Raw genomic sequence first — 16,717 nt, 5'->3', positions numbered from 1 at the left:
AGCTTGTGCGGTGTGCAATTGTGGCTCGGGCCTATTCATGGATTACCACTCTCAGAGCGCCGTCCTGATCAACCACGGGTCCGTACAAGTGAATTTCGACTGTACAGCCCAGCGCTGTAAGCCAACGTGCCAATTGGTCGATGCTGATGCTATCGACCCTGCCGGCCATCACCTTCGACATTGTTGGTTGGTCTGTACGGCATAACTTCGCGGCGTCTGTCTGACTGAGTTCTCGTCGGGCGACGGTGGAAGCTAGAGCACTACGAAGTTCGTCGCGCGCCGCTTTGCTTGAGCCACGCAAATTGATGATGTCCCTTTTGCGCTCTCGGTTCATCCGACGCGGATGCGTAGCCGCCACGCGATTTGTCCCCACATTTCGAATCGTCAAGGCGGACTTTATGGAAAATTTCCCATAGAGATAGACCCGGTCACTATTTGAAGCCGTTTTGAACCGTTTTATGATGAAGTCTGGCCCATCGATGACGCTTGGATACGATCACCATTGTTTGGCAGGGCCGCGAAGTGACTGATGCGCAAACCTTGCAATTCTACCGCCGCAACGCTGCAAGCTACGCAGCTGAGACCTCCGAACGTTCGATGGCCGCGGCAATCGATCGATTCTCGGCCTTTCTGAGATCGAAGGCCAGTGTTGTCGACATCGGCTGCGGAGGAGGGCGAGACCTAAGAGTTCTCCGCCAGCAGGGGTTCAATGCAGTTGGTCTGGACGCATCTGCCGAATTGGGGGCGATAGCGACCGAATTTTCCGGGTGCCCCGTTGTCATTGCCGATATGAGGGTGATGCCGTTCGCGGCGGCCAGCTTTGAGGCGGCATGGGCAGCGGCCTCACTTCTCCATTTCGGTCCCGAGGATGTCCCAACCGCACTTGAAGAAATCAGGCGTGTGTTAACGCCCAGGGGGCATTTTTTCAGTTCGATCAAGCAAGGCGCTGGCCAAAGGCGTGAAGCGGATGGAAGGCTTTTCACGTATTTTTCGTCAGCTGAGTGGAGTGCAATGCTAGAGGCATCCGGCTTCTTGATCGTCGACGGGGCCAGCACTGCCGCCGATCCCCAGACATCCGGCAATCGATGGTTCAACATCATCGCGAAGCGAGCTTAGAGCCCCATGCGGTTATTGATAGCTGCCGTGTTGCTGCCATCGATGTGGCTTTCCGCTGCCGGTGCGCAGCCTGCCAATAGCCCGCCTGCTGTTCAGCCTGGCACGAAACAGGAAGAGGTTAACCTGATGAATAAACCTCCGATCGTTGTTCGTGTCGAACAAGCTGCCCCTTTTGAAATGGCGAGCCCACCAAAAAGCTGGTGGGAACCATACGCTCAGCCAGCAATCTCAGGTTTCGCCGCGCTGCTTGGCGCGGCAGTCGGCGGACTCATCGCCAAGTGGAATGCATCGGCCGCCAACAACCAACGGGCGAACGAGATCGAGATCGCGCAAATCCAAAGCAAGCTAAACGACTTCTATGGGCGCTTCCGCCTAGTTTCAGAAGAAAACAAACTTGTTTCGATGGAATTTAAGACGCGTCACGGAGGTGACAGCTTCCGGACCCTTCTCGCCCTTCTTGACCCGAAGTGGCTAAAGGGCCTGTCGCCGGCAGACAAGACCATCGTCGCGAGAATGGTAGAGAACGGCCTCATATTGAGAACATTGGTCCGCGATAAGGCGGGTCTCGTAGAGCCGGCCATATCACCCTATTTGGCGAAAGTTTCAGCGCATTTTTCAATGCTCGAACTAGCCTATAGTGGAGAACTTGAAAATGACCCAGAAAGGTTCAAGCAATATGTCTATCCAGAAAAACTGGATGGGGTTTTGGATATTGAGATGAAAAGGCTGGCAGGCCGCATTGCGCTACTTCTCGCGAAAAGTGGTAAACGCCACAAAGCCATCTCTCCTCTTATGATTCCAAACAAGCTACAGCTCTAAACCAAACCGGCCAATTCACTACGAAGAATGCCGGACGCCGTTTCCGCCCTACACAAACACCTACGAATTCACGCGGCATAATTCTCAGCGAGGTGCCGCTGCAGACCGGCAAGATTTGGAAGTTTGGTGCAATTAGATGCTAGTCAGTAAATTCTTCTCGACACATGCCAAGTAACTTGGCCTAACCAAGCAGGGAGCGCAGGGGGGCGCATGGCAGGACTAGGTGAGCGTTGGGTACGGTTCCTCCGATTGTACGGGCCGACCCCTCGAAACGAGAATATGTATGACGAGCACATCCAGCGTTCGGCGAAGCGGCTGGGTGTGCGGCCTATTGCGTTCGAGCACCCAGTCGAGACCCAGATTCTTGAACTGCTACGGCCTGGAACCGAACGCGCGCGCAGCATCATTCTCACCGGGACAGCCGGGGACGGAAAGAGCCGCCTTTGCGGCCACGCGTGGGCAGCGCTAGGTGGCGACGAGCAGATCTGGAGCACCGACGAAGTCTATTACGAAATGAGCGCTGTGATAGCCGGCCGGGTGCGGATCGTAGGCATCATTCGCGATCTCACTAAGCTGTCCAAGGACGGCCCGTTCGGAACCTATCCGGAGAAGCACAGCCTTCTAGCTGCCGTTAACAAAGCGATGTTTGAAGAGGATCCAGACCGCGTTTTCATCGTGGCAGCGAACGACGGTCAATTGATGGAAACATGGCGCAAGCTACCAGCTTCCGCCGAATCAGCTCGCGCCTACGTGCTGCTGGAGAATCTGTTGGTGGAAGAGCCGGATCCTGAGTCGGATGGGGTCGCCTTTTTCAATCTGAGTGCGATCCCATGCGCAACACTTCTCGACCTAAGTTTGGACGCGCTACTGAGTCATGAGGGTTGGCAGGCCGCTTACAATGAGGCGACGGATATTGGGTTCTTCAGTCTATACTGCCCAATCAGGCGTAACTACGAGATACTTCGCCAGCCTCTGTTCCAGAGTCGGCTGCGGGCGCTTTTCGAACTTCTCGATCATAGCGGACTTCACACCCCGATACGTCGCGTGCTCCTGCTCCTTGCCAACGCTTTGCTTGGACATCCCAGCGTCAAAGACCGTCTTATGATGCCGTCCGATATCGATGAACTCCAAGCTTCGAATACGCTCCATCTGTCGGACATTCACGACAACGTCTTTGGGCAGAATCTCTCGCCGGCGCGCCGCGAAAGCCTTGAGATCATGGAGTTCTTGTCGCGCTTTGGCATTGGACACGAAACGACCAACAGGATCGACAATATCCTGCTGTTCGGCGCCGAAGAAGAGGTCTTGCGGGGCTATTTTACGATGCTGGTTGAGGAGGGAACGCCACCGCGCAAACTGGCAGAACTTCGGACCACTCGCGCAAGCTATCTCGAATGTCCGGAGTCCGATCTGGACGGTGGCCATCCCTTCCTTGCTTCTCTCGTTGCACAGCGGCGCGCGATGTTCTTCCGTATTCCGGAAGAGTTGGCCGAGGATCTGCGCCTGTGGGACTTGAGTGTTTTCTCCCGGGCAGGAGAGTATCTTGTCGACGTCGTGCAGCCACTCGCCCAAGGCGTCAGGGTGAACAGGCGCATTCTCTCGCGCCTCGTAAACGGGCTGAACCGTGTTTTCACGGGCATGCTCGTTTCCACGGAGCGAGAATTGCTCCTTGCGACGAACCTGTCCTATTCCGGTTCGGGCGTAAGCCAGTTGCTTGAGGAGCGGATCTCGGTCGCGCCGAAGCGGCAGGAACGTGTCGAGATCGCGTTGGAGGGCCGCATGCCTTCGCTCATCGTTCACCTCGACGACACGATACGCTGCCGGCTATCGCTCAATCTTGTTCGCTACGAATTCTTGATGCGGGTCGCGTCGGGTGCGTTACCTGGAAGTTTCTCGCGCGAATGCCACGAGGATATCCTGGCCTTCAAGAGTTCGATCTTGGTAGCACTCGGCAGCTTACGGCCTCCTGATGAGCGTGGTGACCTGATATTCAAGCTGCTTACACTTAACGCAGCGGGAGAGCCTGCTGATGAAGTGATCGAAGTCGCTCATGCTTGAGACCCTAAGCCCGCCGCCCGTCAGCGATCATCCTCGGAACGACATGTGGGTCGACGAGCAGATCTGGGGTCACCGACTATGGGATTCGACCAGTCCGTGGTTGATTTTCCTGGAGTTCCTGGGTGTCGCCGAAGCGTGCGAGCGAGAAGGGCGGCTGCTCGACGACGCGGGGGTACCATATCCTCTGCGATATAAGCCTGCCCGGCGTATGTATGCGCGAAACATCCTCTACAATGGCGAGTCTCTCGGACGCATCGCCACGAGAGGTGCAAACGACACAGCCGCCTGGGACGAGTGGATCGCCACGATGAACGAACGGGCGCAGGGGGTGCCGACCCGCGACTTCAGCTACCTGCGGAAGCGATTTAGCTCGTTCAGGGACTTTGCCAGCCTGATTACGATGCTTAGGTCTTCGACGATCGAGTCAGGGTCGAACAAGCGCTGGAGCTCCCGCTTTGTTTTCCCCTTCGGTCGCCATGCGCTCTATGAGGATCTTAATCTCGTCAAGGGCAATGCCTCACGTGAGTATATCAACTTCGGGCTGCCCGGCGAACTGGTCTATCAAATGCTGTGCCGGTCATCCGCTGCCGAGGCACTTCGGCCACATCTTGCAAAGGCGTTTGACGGGGATCCGTGCGATCGCCTCCTGGAGCTGATAGAACCGAAGTATGAGGAAGACAGGCAAACGCGCGGGAACAGTTACCTTCCCTATGCCCGGCATCAATGTTTCGACGATCTGGGCCGCGACTGGCTAGCAGTTTTTGAACTCGGGTTGCCGCGGTTCGACGCATATCCGCACTTAGCCACCCTCGCCGCGTTCCATCTCCTACGCTACCAGCTCGTGGTCGCATCTTCGGCCTGTGGCCGCGAGGCCCCAACGTTCGTAAGTGAGGTCGTCGCTCCCCGAAAAACGCTTGTGCGCGAATTGTCGGTCGCCAGCTATCAGCGCAACAACACTTTGCCGGAGCGTTCGGTGGAGGCCTACGTGTCCGCGATCGGTAGCGGTCCCGAATGGGTGGCGGCGCTCAAAGGCGAGGCGCCTTTTACCGATTGCCGGCGCATACTCGTCGAACGAGTGCGATGGCCCGCATCCGATGACGACTATGATGGCCCTCACGATCCCGAGATGTTGCTCGCCGAGTTTCGCCGCGCTGCTGTCAATCGACACCGCAACCATGTGGCCAATGTGCATCGTTCATACGGCATCGGCGCGGGTCTCGTCTCCAGGCGGGGAACGACCCGCCTTCGCTACGCCCCAACTGACTCGATGCTGAAGGCGTTGATCCTCGCTAACGTTTCGACGCGAATGGACTTCATGGAATTCCTGGCCCTGCTCTACGATAGATATGGACTCGTTTTGGGCGAGCGAGAGGCGGAACGCGCGTTGGATCCGGACGAATTCGATAAGAAGGCATTTCAAGCAAATTCCGGCCGGCTCGAACGACGGCTACGAACTCTCGGCATGCTGCGTCGACTCTCCGATGCCTGTGCATATGTGGAAAACCCACTGGCGAGGATCGTTCGATGAACCGTCACGAACTCATTGGCTGCGTTGCCGCCGCCTATTTGCGCGACGAGTTGGGCGATGATAGCGATAGTTCTGGAGTAGCGCGCTTCCTTATCGATGGTCTCAGCATTCCTCAGACCGCCGCGGTGGCGGGCGCGGTTTTGGCGAATCCCGCGCTTGATCGACGGGTCTCAGTCAAGTTGCCCGAGAGCCTATTCGCTGACATGGGGCTGCCGCCCGAGGCATTAACCAGGAGCCCGGCGACGTGGTTTCGTGACGCGGAATGCGACAAGGCAGCATTCCTCGTCACCAATGTCGGGGAGGGCGGCGAGGACCAGTCGCTCCAAGACATGAGCAGGCTTGGAGGGGCCGAGCTGCTTGAGCGCTTGGCTGCCTGGGTCGATGCGGTCGACGACGGTTTGGGCCTGGACGCGGAAGGGCGGGTCATCTTCGAACGAGCGCTGGGCGGATTGGCCCAGCTGCGTTCTACATCGCTCGACCGCTTCGCCGGTTACGTGCTGCGCGTTCGGCACGCCATTGAGGTGGACGGCCATCCTCTTATCGAAGCGTTCGGAGCGGCACTCCCCGCCTTACACTTGCCGAACGACCGAACGGCGTTCAGAAGCATCAAGGACAAAGCCGTTCGCCACGTCTCGGCTTGGCAGCGCGAGTTCAACGGCCTTATGCGACGCCGTCGGGGGCTGCTACTCAAAGAGACGCCGACGCAGATCGTTCTAAATGAGGATGATCTACGCGCAGCTTTTGCAAAAACGCGCGAAGTCATCCCCGAGAGCAATCACGCCACGATCGAGCGGTTCATTGGCACCCATCCCGGTTGGAATGAAGCTGCTGCTGAGCTGGCGGAATGCGAATGGGAACAGATCAAGCCGCTATTCGAAGGCCTTGCCCGCGAGAAATTCAATATTGGAAACGAGACTCGCAAGTTTTACGACGAAGGCGAGCCGGGGCTACTCTCCGCAGACGACGATGAATATCTGCGCCACCTGCTAATTCGAAACCCCACCGAATCCAGGCCCGAAGACGTCGAATTTTATGATGATCATCGCGATGAGCTACGGGCCGACCGCAAGCTAAAATCGGCATGGGATAAGCTGATCTACGGGCGGGCTCGAGAAACGACCGATTTCCTGGCTGGCATTGCCGCCGCTATGGAAACGTTCCTCAATCAACCTGGCACGAGACGAACGCTCCGCATCCGATGCGATCGTGCAACCAAACGCGATCTCAAGGGCCTCAATGTTGATGCTGGCGAGTATTTCGCGCTGCGTTATGCTGGTCTCCAACGTTTGCTTGGCGCCAATGTCGCGCTGGATCTCGGTCCCCTTATCGAATTTCCCCAATTGGTGGAATCGTGGAAGCAGGCCAAGACCAAGGGTGTGCCAAACCGGTCAACGGCAAAAGCGGCACTCCAGCTTAAATTCCAACTCGATTTCGAGACGGAAAGCGCCTCCGGCTCGGCCCAGACCTCGTCCACGCAGCTCGTGTGGCGTTACGAACCAAATGTCATATCCTCCCAGTTCGTTGATGATTGGACGAGGTTGGAAGCTCATCCAATGACGATCGGGCGAACATCGCGTGAGCCTGCGGTCGCTGGACGTCGCGCTGGGGCGATAGACCTGCGGGACGTTCGGACACTCGTCCCCGCCTATGATCGCGATCGTGGTTCACTTCTGCCGGCCTATCGCAAGGAACGCGACCTCGCGTTGTTCTGGCCCATACGCCTGCGGGAAAATGTTCTAGCCGGCCTTGTCGCGGCTGGCGCTGCAGAAGAAATCGCCACTGCATTCGAAACATTTTCCAAGGCCTATGTCGATGCAGTTCAGGGGTTTCGGACGAGCGGTCCTGGCAGCCAGGCAAATCGCACCCAAGCGAAGACCTATGGTGACCTGCTGAACATTATCGTGCGCCTTGCTCCCGGCGACCGGAACCGCGAAGCGCTCCTTCGCCCGCTGCTAGAACTCGGCACGACGGCAGTCGATGATGGGGATCCAGCTGCGATCGTAGCGCCCTGGCACCCGCTCAGGCTGGCAGCGATGTGGCGCAAAGCCCATCTTGTATCGTCAACTATCCGCATCGCGCTCAGTGGAGGCGACGATCAGGTTGGGGACACCAGACTGTTTTTTCGCGATCTGGCCTCAGATCTCGAGCATCCCCTCTACCCTGAAGTGATTATTTCGTGGATCGGTCGGAAGGCCGAGCTACTGTCGCTGGTTGATACTAAGGGCGACTATTCGCTTCATGAAGCTCCAGTCGCGACTGGCGCTATTTCGGCTGATGTCAATGACGATCCGACCGCAGGCTCAGAGTGCGTTCTGGACCTCGTCCGTCGGTATTTGGCGCTCCACCCGCACGAACGTGCGAACATGTCGGTGGTCCTATTCAATTGCGATTCCGCACGGCTACCCCAGCACGTGGTGCAGGGCTTGGGCGGAATTCACGATGATGCTGAGGACGTACGATGCCAAGTGTTGTTGCGGCATATTGATTCAACCCGCCTCCGAGAACTCTACCGGTCAATCTTGACAGCAGAGGAAGATGCCGGGGCAAACACCTATTCCGCTTCTGAAGCGACCCAGGACTTCATGGCACGGCTGAGAATCAGCGTGATCGCGGACGAGGCTCCACCACCTGATCCGCGGGACGGGCGGCCCTATGACATCGTCTTTAGCCAAGACGTGATTTCCCGGCATGCGATCCTGGAGTGGCATGCGGAATCGGCCCGGCCGGCGGAGCTGGAGGATTTGCTGCCGGCCCGTTGGTCCCGGCGTCGTCCCGCTTCCGCCGACGATCTGAAGTCCGTTGTCTATCTGTGCTGCCCCGTCCAGTGTCATGAAGGATGGGCTTTTCTGTCGGCGGGAACGACCTTCCTGAAAGGCGACTTCCGCGAGGATGGCGATCGACGTCTGCTCCCGACGCGCCAATTGGATTTCCATGATCCACAAACGGCTAGGATCTTCTCCGAAACGCATGATTTGGGTGCATGGGTGGTGAACTACGACGAGTTGCTGGATCGTCGACAGCTTCAGAACCAGAAGGTTCGTGTCATCCGGTACAAGCAGTCCGCTACCCAGGGCCGCAACGTCGTGATCTCTTCGCTCGCGCCACTCGGGCTGCTGCGCGCGATGGTGCGCTCACGACTGGACGATATGAACCTCGGTCTTGACGAGGCGGGTATGTCTCGGCTGGCGCACAAGCTCATCGAAGCTGCGAACGACGTGTCGGGCGATATCGTTCTCAGAGCCGCTAAGAGAGGCGAAGCGGCAAGCGAGCTCATAGGCGTCGTGCTGAGCCGCTACTTGGCACGACATGAAATGGAGCCGTCGGCCCTTGTGGGATGGTATTTTCTGGATGATTACGCGGCATGGCTTGGCGCACGCGAGGAAACACAGGCCGATATACTTGCGCTGTCACCTCGAGAGCGATCTGACGGACGCTTGGAGCTGACGATAGTAGTCACTGAGGCGAAATATGTCGGATCCACGATCTTGCCGGCCAAGCGGAAGGAGTCCGAAAAGCAGCTGCGGGACACCGTCAAGCGGATCAGGGAGGCGCTGCTCGGAGAGGGTAACCGTCTTGATCGGGATTCTTGGCTGTCACGCTTGGGCGATCTCGTCCTAGACGGCATTCAGATCCCAGCAGCGAGCCCGGTCAACCTGTCCGAGTGGCGTCGCGCGATCCGCGAAGGTCAATGCGACGTACGGATCAAGGGCTATAGCCATATATTCGTCCCAACGCCTGGCGACGGTCCCAATCCCACCTACATCTCGGCGATCCCCGGCGTGGAAAACTGCCAGCAGGAAGTCTATGGCCGTGCTGAGCTCAAGACCTTGCTTTTGGCGTTCGCGGTGGACCGCGATCCGACCGATATTCGTCACGCCGCTGGAGTGCCGCCCGCAACAACGAATTACTGGATGATGCCGAAGTCCTCGGCGGAGACTGTCCCCGAAGTAGAGTCGCCAGAGCCGCCTTTTGCGACTGCGGCCGCCATCGAAGACAATTCAATCGGCGCCATATCGGAGATGCCTACCGGAGTCGGCGATCAGGCTGAACTGGATGCCATTCGTGCGATTGTCCTGGCGAATCTGCGCGAGGAGGAAGAGGACGTCGCATGGCTTACAACCGTGGCCGCATCGACGCGGGCAGCTCTTCAGCAACTCTCGCTGCAGGCCAAGTCGGTTGGCCAGACGCTGACGCCGAATTCGGCCATTCTTCGTTTTGCCGGAAGCGCCAACCTTACGGTTGAGCAAGTGATGCGTAAACGCTCGGAGCTTCTCACGACATTTGGATTGAATGTCATTTCGGTCCGGCCGGAACCCGGCACCGTCGCAATCGCTGTCGCGAGGCAAAAAAGGCGTATCGTGACAATCGAACAGGTGTGGAATCTCTGGAAACCGCAGCAGGGGGACCAAGGCAATCAGGACATCGTCATAGGATTGAAGGAAGAAGACAATTCGCTTCTGACCTTCTCACCAGGCGCACTCCATGCCCCGCATACGTTAATTGCGGGAAGCACAGGCTCGGGAAAATCTGTGCTCATGCAGGCGATACTTCTTGGGCTCGCCGTCACGAATACACCGCGACAGGCACGAATCGTTCTGATCGATCCCAAACAGGGCGTGGACTATTTCGCCTTCGACACGCTCCCGCACCTGGACGGTGGCGTGATTGACACACAAGACGGTGCCATTGAGCGCCTGGAAGCGCTCGTCGGTGAGATGGAGCGTCGCTACAAGCTTTTCAGGAGCGTTCGAGCAGCGAACATCACCGTATATAATGCCAAGGTCACCGAAGCCGAACGCCTTTCGACCTATTGGGTCGTTCACGACGAATTTGCGGAATGGATGCTCACTGAGGAATATCGAAACTCGGTAACTGCGACGGTTGGTCGGCTCGGGGTGATGGCCCGCGCTGCGGGCATCTATCTAATCTTCGCCGCGCAGCGTCCGGAAGCCAGTGTCATGCCGATGCAACTGAGGTCGCAACTCGGTAACAGACTCATCCTTAGGGTAGACTCCGAAGGAACGTCCGAAATCGCACTCGGTGAAAAGGGCGCCGAGAGACTGCTCGGTCGGGGACACCTGCTTGCTCGACTGGAGGGCGAGCCAGGCCTTATATACTCCCAAGTTCCATTTGCCTCCTCTGATTTCATCCAATCGGTTGTGGATCATCTGGCCGTTAAGTATCGAGCGTAGTGGGCAGATTCTGGCGCAACATGTCTATCGTGGCACTGAACGACGCCAAGCGATGCGAAGCCCATGCCATACTGACTCCGGCTCCGTCCGTGTCGCACTCACTAGACGCTGACGTGAGCAGACTAAGCGGCCTCGGTTTCCTCGTTCGTGTTCTCGAACGGAAGATAGCCTTTATAAACCAACTGATTGCGGATTACGGACTGGTGCACACCGAACCTCCTTGCAGCTGCCTGCATAGCTTCGGGCGTAGCATCGTTTACGTCGAGAACTAGTTGTAGGTCATCGAAGGGGCACAGTAGGCTATGCGCGAACGCGCGCTGGAACTTCTGGCGGTCGGTCTTCGAGCGACTGATGATACCGAAGTCGGCTTCCGTCTGCCATACAGCATCCCCGAACTGTCTAGCGAGTTCAAAGCGGCGATCGTGTGGCTTCTGAGTCTGCAGGGCCACGCGGGACTTCTTCCTATCGCCAATGCGGGCGCCGTAGGGCAGCTTTCGCGCAGTCGCGGTAGCCGACTTCAAATCGTCCCACCGCGCCTTGAAAACATCTTCGAAGACTTCGTGCCTCAGCAGGCCCCTCGGGACACCAATGATGGCCCTGAGTTCTGCGGCCGCAGCTTCCGCCATTTGCCATGGACTTGCATAGCCCGGCAGACTCCATTCACGCTCGAGGCTATCTGCCAAACTCAGATCGACTTCCACTTCCGAATCGCGTGTGGCCTCGATCGCTAGGCTCAAGGATTGAGCCGAACTTGCTCCGGGCTGTGCATGTGCCGCTTCCTCGACGCCGTCCTCGCCAGCAACGTCCTCCATCTTGATCAATGCGTCGATGACTTCCTCTGGTGCGGCATCTGGATCGAACCCTAGACAAGCTTCCAATCGTCGCCAGGCGGCCAACTCTGGATCCCGGCGCTCGTTAGCGATTTGGCCGAGTGACGTTTCCAGTGCTTTGCCGTCCACCGTCTTGGCGCAGTGTCCAAGAACGGCTTCAAAAAGGCGGTCCAATTCCGCCTCGTATTCGTCAGCGGCGACCATGCCTACCTTGAACTCAAAATAGGACTGGGGGCCATTGACAACATTCTTGCCGACGCTTGGGGCGAAGGCGATGCGGTCTCCGACACTGAAGATCATCACAGGAGGCCAGAGTGCACCGCCGCTCGCCGAGTTCAACTCATGGCGCAGGCGCCAGTCCACCGAGGGGAACCTGAAATCCCTGATTGTCTCCCAGCGCAGACGCCACCAATTATCTGCCAACCACAGCGCGAGGCCCGTGGAAGAGGCTCGGAAATAGTCCCTTACCGTCTGCTTTTCGGTATCCGCAATTCTTGAGATGACTCGGTCTCCCACACGAAGAGAAATCGCAGCCACGTCGTCGCTGCCCTTCGGCCAGGCGGCAGAGAATTTGAAGTAGCTCGAAGAAGTCATCTGTAGAAGATCTCCGCCGCCGCGATAGCTGCCTGTGCGTTCGGATCTTGATCTACCGGAAATTCGCCGTCCACGAAAGCGACCTCCCTAGCTCTGACCAACACGTGTCTCGCGTACGCGTCTCCAGGAAGAATGGGGTAGCCGTGATACTGGGCTAAACCAGAATTAGTAATTCGGAGCTCAAAGATCCAGCCGCTCTCATCGATCGTCCAGAGCAAACTCGGGACATCACCGTCGGTCTGATCCGACCAGAGTCCGAGCATCACTCCCCGCTTAAGAAGATCGGGAATTCGGGTGAAGTCGTCCTTACCAAAATCGGCATGTGCGTCGCAGTACGTCCGTTCGACATCCGGGCCGGCATAAGGCGTGAGCTTGTAGGCCGTCGGATTGAATTTGTGCTTTGAGTAAGCGCCGTAGGTCACGCGCGCCGACAACCCCGCCCTGGACTCTGCGGTGGGCAGGGTGGCGCTCAGGCGTCGGTTCGCGTTGTTTCGCGAGCGTTGTGTCACGATGCGGCGTGCTGGCTTCTTTCTGGGCATTCAAACTCTCTTCATGCTTTTGGCGGCAATCGCGTGTGCATCATGGGCATTACGCCCGTTTTCGCAGACCGAACAGTCTGGCTAAGAAGCAGCGCTTCTCCGGCTCCGCAATTTCGAACTCAACTCCGGCTTGGCTCCGGGCTGCTTAAAGAGCAGGTTTGGGTCCGCCACCGACTCCGGTATCTCGAAGACGCTCGGGACGCGCGTCATGGCGACGTACAATAGACGTAGCTGCGCTGCTCGACCCTGTCGCAACGTTCCGGTTCACCAATGTCGTCAAACCGCGCTGGCCACGACATCAAGGATTCGTCCCTCAGTCGGACGTTATCTATACACCCTTTCTCCATCCTTGAAGAAGGGGAGTTGATCGGTGGCTTTCCTGCAAGTCACCCCGAAACCAGACGTTCATCGGCCCCAGTGCGGTCAGTTCGAGAAATGCGAATCCGTCTAAGTGGCGATTAGAACTCAATACCACCGCGCCCGCAGTGTTCACGGCTTGTACCTCGAAAGTCGCATAAATGGCAGTGTGGAATTGGGAGGGAAATCTCCAGAAACCGGAACTTATCGCATTCAAGCCTCAGCTCTGAAGAATGCCAGTTCCCATGTGACATGAATTGCCATCAACGCGCTTTTCATGCTTGCTAGTCCGATGTCTCGTCCTCGCTTGCTGCCCGAAAAGAATCTTCCGACCTATGCGTACCTGCCTGGCAAACATCCGCATCCGGTACGTGATCCCTTGGGCCATAGCTACCGAAACGTTCCCGTGACCGTCGCCCTTGGGGAAGCGTTAGGCTCGGATGTCTTTCGATGGGGAATCGACCTTTTCAACCTCGGCTATTACTGGGAAGCCCATGAGGCTTGGGAGCCTCTTTGGCACGCTGCGAAACGAAGCACCCAGCACCGCCTGTTCTTCAAGGGACTGATCCTATTGGCGGCGGCCGGGGTAAAAATACGCGAGGGAAAGCGGGTCGCTGCCGTGCGCCACGCGACAAGAGCTGCCGCGCTTTTTCGTCAGGTGGTGACGGTGCCGAGCCGGGTCTTTGAGACTGCACTCGGGATGACACCTGCCGCGCTTGCAGAATATGCCGAAGCGGCCGTAACTTCCCGGGTCATTTTGCCAGAGCCAAAGCCTGACCAGCCCGAGCCCGTGTTCGATTTTGTTCTCGCACCAAAATTGGAGAGTGTCTGATCGGCAACCCTTGGTACCGTTCAACCCAGCTTCGCCTGTGGAAGGCGGGTTACTCCCGCTTTTTTGTGTCCGGACTACATAGGCCGATGGATCTGCAGCAATCAGGCCGCGGTCTTCTTGCGCGTCCGCTTCACCGGCGCCGGCTTTTCCGGTTCTTTCGGCTTTCGGCCGAGCCCCATCGTCTTGGCCAATGCCGAGCGCGCTGCGGCATAGTTCGGCGCGACCATCGGGTAGTCCGCTGGCAGGCCCCATTTGGTGCGATATTCGTCGGGCGTCAGGTTGTGGTGGGTCGCGAGATGGCGTTTCAACGACTTGAACTTCTTCCCGTCCTCAAGGCTGACAATGTAGTCCGGAGTGACCGATTTCTTGATCGGCACGGCAGGCTTGAGAGCGCCGGACTTATCCGCCGCAGCACCGCCGCCGGCGGTGCCCTTCAATGCGGCGTGGATCTGACTGATGAGGGCCGGCAAGTCACCGACCGGAACCGGATTGTTCGAGACATAGGCCGAGACGACGTCGGCAGTGAGTTCGATCAGGTTGTCGGCATTGCTTTCAGCTTCTTCTGTCACGAAACTCTCCTGGCGGCTTGAAAGACAGTCGGCGAAATTGTCCGTTTCATAGTGGCGGTTGGCCCCAAACGCAACGAATGCATTGGGCACTATTGCGATGCCTGTTCTGCACAGCGGTCATGGCAACGCATCCCGCGTCGTGCGCCTGTTGGTCCGTCCCCTGTTCGTCTGGGCAAGCCGTTCCAGATTGCCAATCGTTTTCCTGCTGAGCTGCATACCGGCCTATTCGGTATCGGGCCGGGATGCTTCTATTGCCAGCACATCCAAGGCCTCAATCTCCTGCATCACCTTTCCGGCGATACCTTGCAAATCGCCGTACATCCCGACGGTCGATTCGATTACGACTTGTATTTGAGCCTCCCGTTTGGCCCACAGGCGTGTTGTGGCCTTGCGTTCCTTGGCCAGGTCCTCCTGCATATCAGAGAACTTTTCGACGATGGCCTCGACGCGGTGGCGGAACCGGGGGCCGGTCAGATAGCCATAGACTTGCTCCATTTTGGTGGCTTGACCGTCCTGAGCGAGGCGGGAGTTCGCCAATTCGATGAGGGATTGCCGCAGGATGATTGCGATCGGCATCGCGCATTTGGGATGGGCGACATAGACCCCGTCCAGAAGATCGAAGGTTTCCACGCCGGGAGGCAGAGCTTCAGAGATCATCAGCGCGATATCCGCCTTCGCCGCCCGCTGATCGGCCCTGAGCTTTCCCAGCCAACCCTGGCTCCAGTTCTTGGTGCGTTTCGACTCCCATAAAATGGCGCCGCACGGCTGGCCGGCCGGTCCGACCACACGGTGCAGGACATCTCCGCCGAACTCACCCTTGGCAACCGGTTCAATGACGTCCATCGGGAACCGGCCGGCAATGAGGGCTTCCAGCTCAAGCTCCAGAACTTCACCCTGCAGCTGCTGGGAACCCTGTTCCGCACGGCGCTTCAGCTCCTCAATCTGACGCTGCATGCCGGCGATCTGCTCTTCCTTTTCCGCGACCTTCATTTTGAGGCCGTCTTCCGCTTCCGACCTCGCCTTGACGCGAACGGCGTTCAGCCCCTCCTGGATCTTCCTTTCGATGGTCAGCGCCATCTCCCGCCTTTCGTCGTCAAGCGCACGCTGCTTTTTCAGGAATTCCGCCTGTTGCTGCTGGGCCTCGGTGAGCTTTTCGTCGCGCGCCTTCAACGTCGCCTCCAGCTCGGCAAGCTTCTTATCCTTGTCCTCCAGGTCTACCGAAAGCAGCAATTTTGCCTTGCGGGCTTCCTCGACCGCGATTCCGGCACGCTCAAACTTGATTTGCTCAGCCACCTGGTTGGCGATGTCCTCTTTGGCGGCGACGATCTCGGCCTGCTGGCGCTTGAGCTCCTCTTCTCTGGCAGCCATCGATGCGTTGCTCTGCGCCAAGCGCATTTCGTATTCTTCGCGCGTGGCGGCGATCAATGGAGCCGCGAGCGACTCATTGAGCTTGATTTCCGTCTTGCAGCTTGGGCAGCTGATCGTCGGTTCATTGAGAATCCTGTCCCCCTGCAGCATGGTATTGGTGGGCTGGATGGTCATCTGCGCGCTGCTCCTTGAGGAATCTGTTTTAGGACACGCCAGACTATATCTCCCTAGGCGGTTTCGGAAAAGAACAAAGAGTGAACGGATGAGTTATCCCCGCCTCTCCCCGCTGTCCCCCCGCTCATGACTAGATTTTCTGGCGCTCCATCTCCGCCAACATCTCACGGGCAAACTCGTCGATCGTCACATAGTCCTGCAGAAGCTGGGCGTGGAACACGGCGCGGGGAGACTTCTCCGTGACCGAGTGGGTCATCCACGGTCGCCAAATGCCCAGGACCCTCTGCTCCGCCTGCAGCTTGTCGTAGAGCTCGAAATCCCGCTTCTGGATGGCATCGCCACTCGCCTTCTCGAGTTCGTTGTACCTGTCGACTGTCTCGGGCGTGACGATGAAGGGCGGGATGTACAGAGGTATCCGGTGAGCGAGGCTGTCGCGGAACCCTTTGAGATGCTCGTCTATCCAGCCTTGACGCTTGCCTAAATAGGCGAGGAACTCGTTGCTAAAGGAAGCGCGGACTTCCTTGCTTTTCGGGCCGAGGCCCACTCGGAGAGACTCGAGCTCCTTGCCCTCGGCGTTGAGGACCGCCTTCTCGCAGACCCAGATCCAGGCCAAATTACCGAGACACCCGAACGCGTTCATACGAATGCCTGGATAGTCAGCGTCGCGTCGACGACCTTTCGGGGATTTCGTCCAGCTCTGGGGGGAGCTTCTCGAACACGACGTCAACAGCCCTGACCATG

Annotated in this window: 12 protein-coding genes; 6 read left to right on the top strand and 6 right to left on the bottom strand. The window is 57.9% G+C overall.

Annotated elements, in window-relative coordinates:
* Positions 1–31: 31 nt before the first annotated feature.
* The gene (locus NKH70_RS25430) at positions 32–334 is read right to left on the bottom strand and encodes an XRE family transcriptional regulator (protein WP_353026381.1); all 303 of its coding nucleotides are present in this window, start codon (positions 332–334) and stop codon (positions 32–34) included.
* Positions 335–486: 152 nt separating this feature from the next.
* Here NKH70_RS25430 and NKH70_RS25425 point away from each other — a divergent pair, with 152 nt between their 5' ends.
* From NKH70_RS25425 to NKH70_RS25405, 5 genes are all read left to right on the top strand, one after another.
* Positions 487–1,116, top strand: coding sequence for a methyltransferase domain-containing protein (locus tag NKH70_RS25425; RefSeq protein WP_353026350.1), 630 nt, complete (start codon positions 487–489; stop codon positions 1,114–1,116).
* A gap of 6 nt (positions 1,117–1,122) precedes the next feature.
* Positions 1,123–1,935, top strand: a complete 813-nt coding sequence (locus NKH70_RS25420) for a hypothetical protein (RefSeq protein WP_353026349.1) — start codon at positions 1,123–1,125, stop codon at positions 1,933–1,935.
* 279 nt (positions 1,936–2,214) lie between these two features.
* Entirely contained in the window at positions 2,215–3,993 is a 1,779-nt protein-coding gene (locus NKH70_RS25415; RefSeq protein ID WP_353026348.1) for a hypothetical protein, read from the top strand.
* Entirely contained in the window at positions 3,986–5,521 is a 1,536-nt protein-coding gene (locus NKH70_RS25410; RefSeq protein WP_353026347.1) for a methylation-associated defense system protein MAD7 family protein, read from the top strand. The genes NKH70_RS25415 and NKH70_RS25410 overlap by 8 nt, the downstream gene beginning before the upstream one ends.
* On the top strand, positions 5,518–10,713 hold the full coding sequence (locus tag NKH70_RS25405; protein ID WP_353026345.1) for an FtsK/SpoIIIE domain-containing protein: 5,196 nt from the start codon (positions 5,518–5,520) through the stop codon (positions 10,711–10,713). The genes NKH70_RS25410 and NKH70_RS25405 overlap by 4 nt, the downstream gene beginning before the upstream one ends.
* 122 nt (positions 10,714–10,835) lie before the next feature.
* Here NKH70_RS25405 and NKH70_RS25400 read toward each other — a convergent pair whose 3' ends face one another.
* Entirely contained in the window at positions 10,836–12,137 is a 1,302-nt protein-coding gene (locus NKH70_RS25400; RefSeq protein WP_353026343.1) for a hypothetical protein, read from the bottom strand.
* Positions 12,134–12,676 (bottom strand): hypothetical protein, encoded by a 543-nt coding sequence (locus tag NKH70_RS25395; protein WP_353026342.1) that lies wholly within the window; start codon positions 12,674–12,676, stop codon positions 12,134–12,136. The genes NKH70_RS25400 and NKH70_RS25395 overlap by 4 nt, the downstream gene beginning before the upstream one ends.
* Positions 12,677–13,310: 634 nt before the next feature.
* Here NKH70_RS25395 and NKH70_RS25390 point away from each other — a divergent pair.
* Positions 13,311–13,865 carry a DUF309 domain-containing protein gene (locus tag NKH70_RS25390; protein WP_353026340.1) on the top strand — a complete coding sequence of 185 codons (555 nt, stop codon included), beginning with the start codon at positions 13,311–13,313 and terminating at the stop codon, positions 13,863–13,865.
* Positions 13,866–13,966: 101 nt separating this feature from the next.
* Here NKH70_RS25390 and NKH70_RS25385 read toward each other — a convergent pair whose 3' ends face one another.
* From NKH70_RS25385 to NKH70_RS25375, 3 genes are all read right to left on the bottom strand, one after another.
* Positions 13,967–14,434, bottom strand: coding sequence for a Ros/MucR family transcriptional regulator (locus NKH70_RS25385; protein WP_353026339.1), 468 nt, complete (start codon positions 14,432–14,434; stop codon positions 13,967–13,969).
* A gap of 222 nt (positions 14,435–14,656) precedes the next feature.
* Positions 14,657–15,976, bottom strand: coding sequence for a DUF2130 domain-containing protein (locus tag NKH70_RS25380; protein ID WP_353026337.1), 1,320 nt, complete (start codon positions 15,974–15,976; stop codon positions 14,657–14,659).
* A 130-nt stretch (positions 15,977–16,106) separates the two neighbouring features.
* Positions 16,107–16,616 (bottom strand): hypothetical protein, encoded by a 510-nt coding sequence (locus NKH70_RS25375; RefSeq protein WP_353026336.1) that lies wholly within the window; start codon positions 16,614–16,616, stop codon positions 16,107–16,109.
* Positions 16,617–16,717: the final 101 nt, after the last annotated feature.

It is taken from the genome of Mesorhizobium sp. M0991 (assembly GCF_040318915.1).
Lineage (GTDB): Bacteria > Pseudomonadota > Alphaproteobacteria > Rhizobiales > Rhizobiaceae > Mesorhizobium.
Note: the sequence above shows the minus strand (reverse complement) of the source record. Positions and strands in the feature narration are given on the sequence as shown.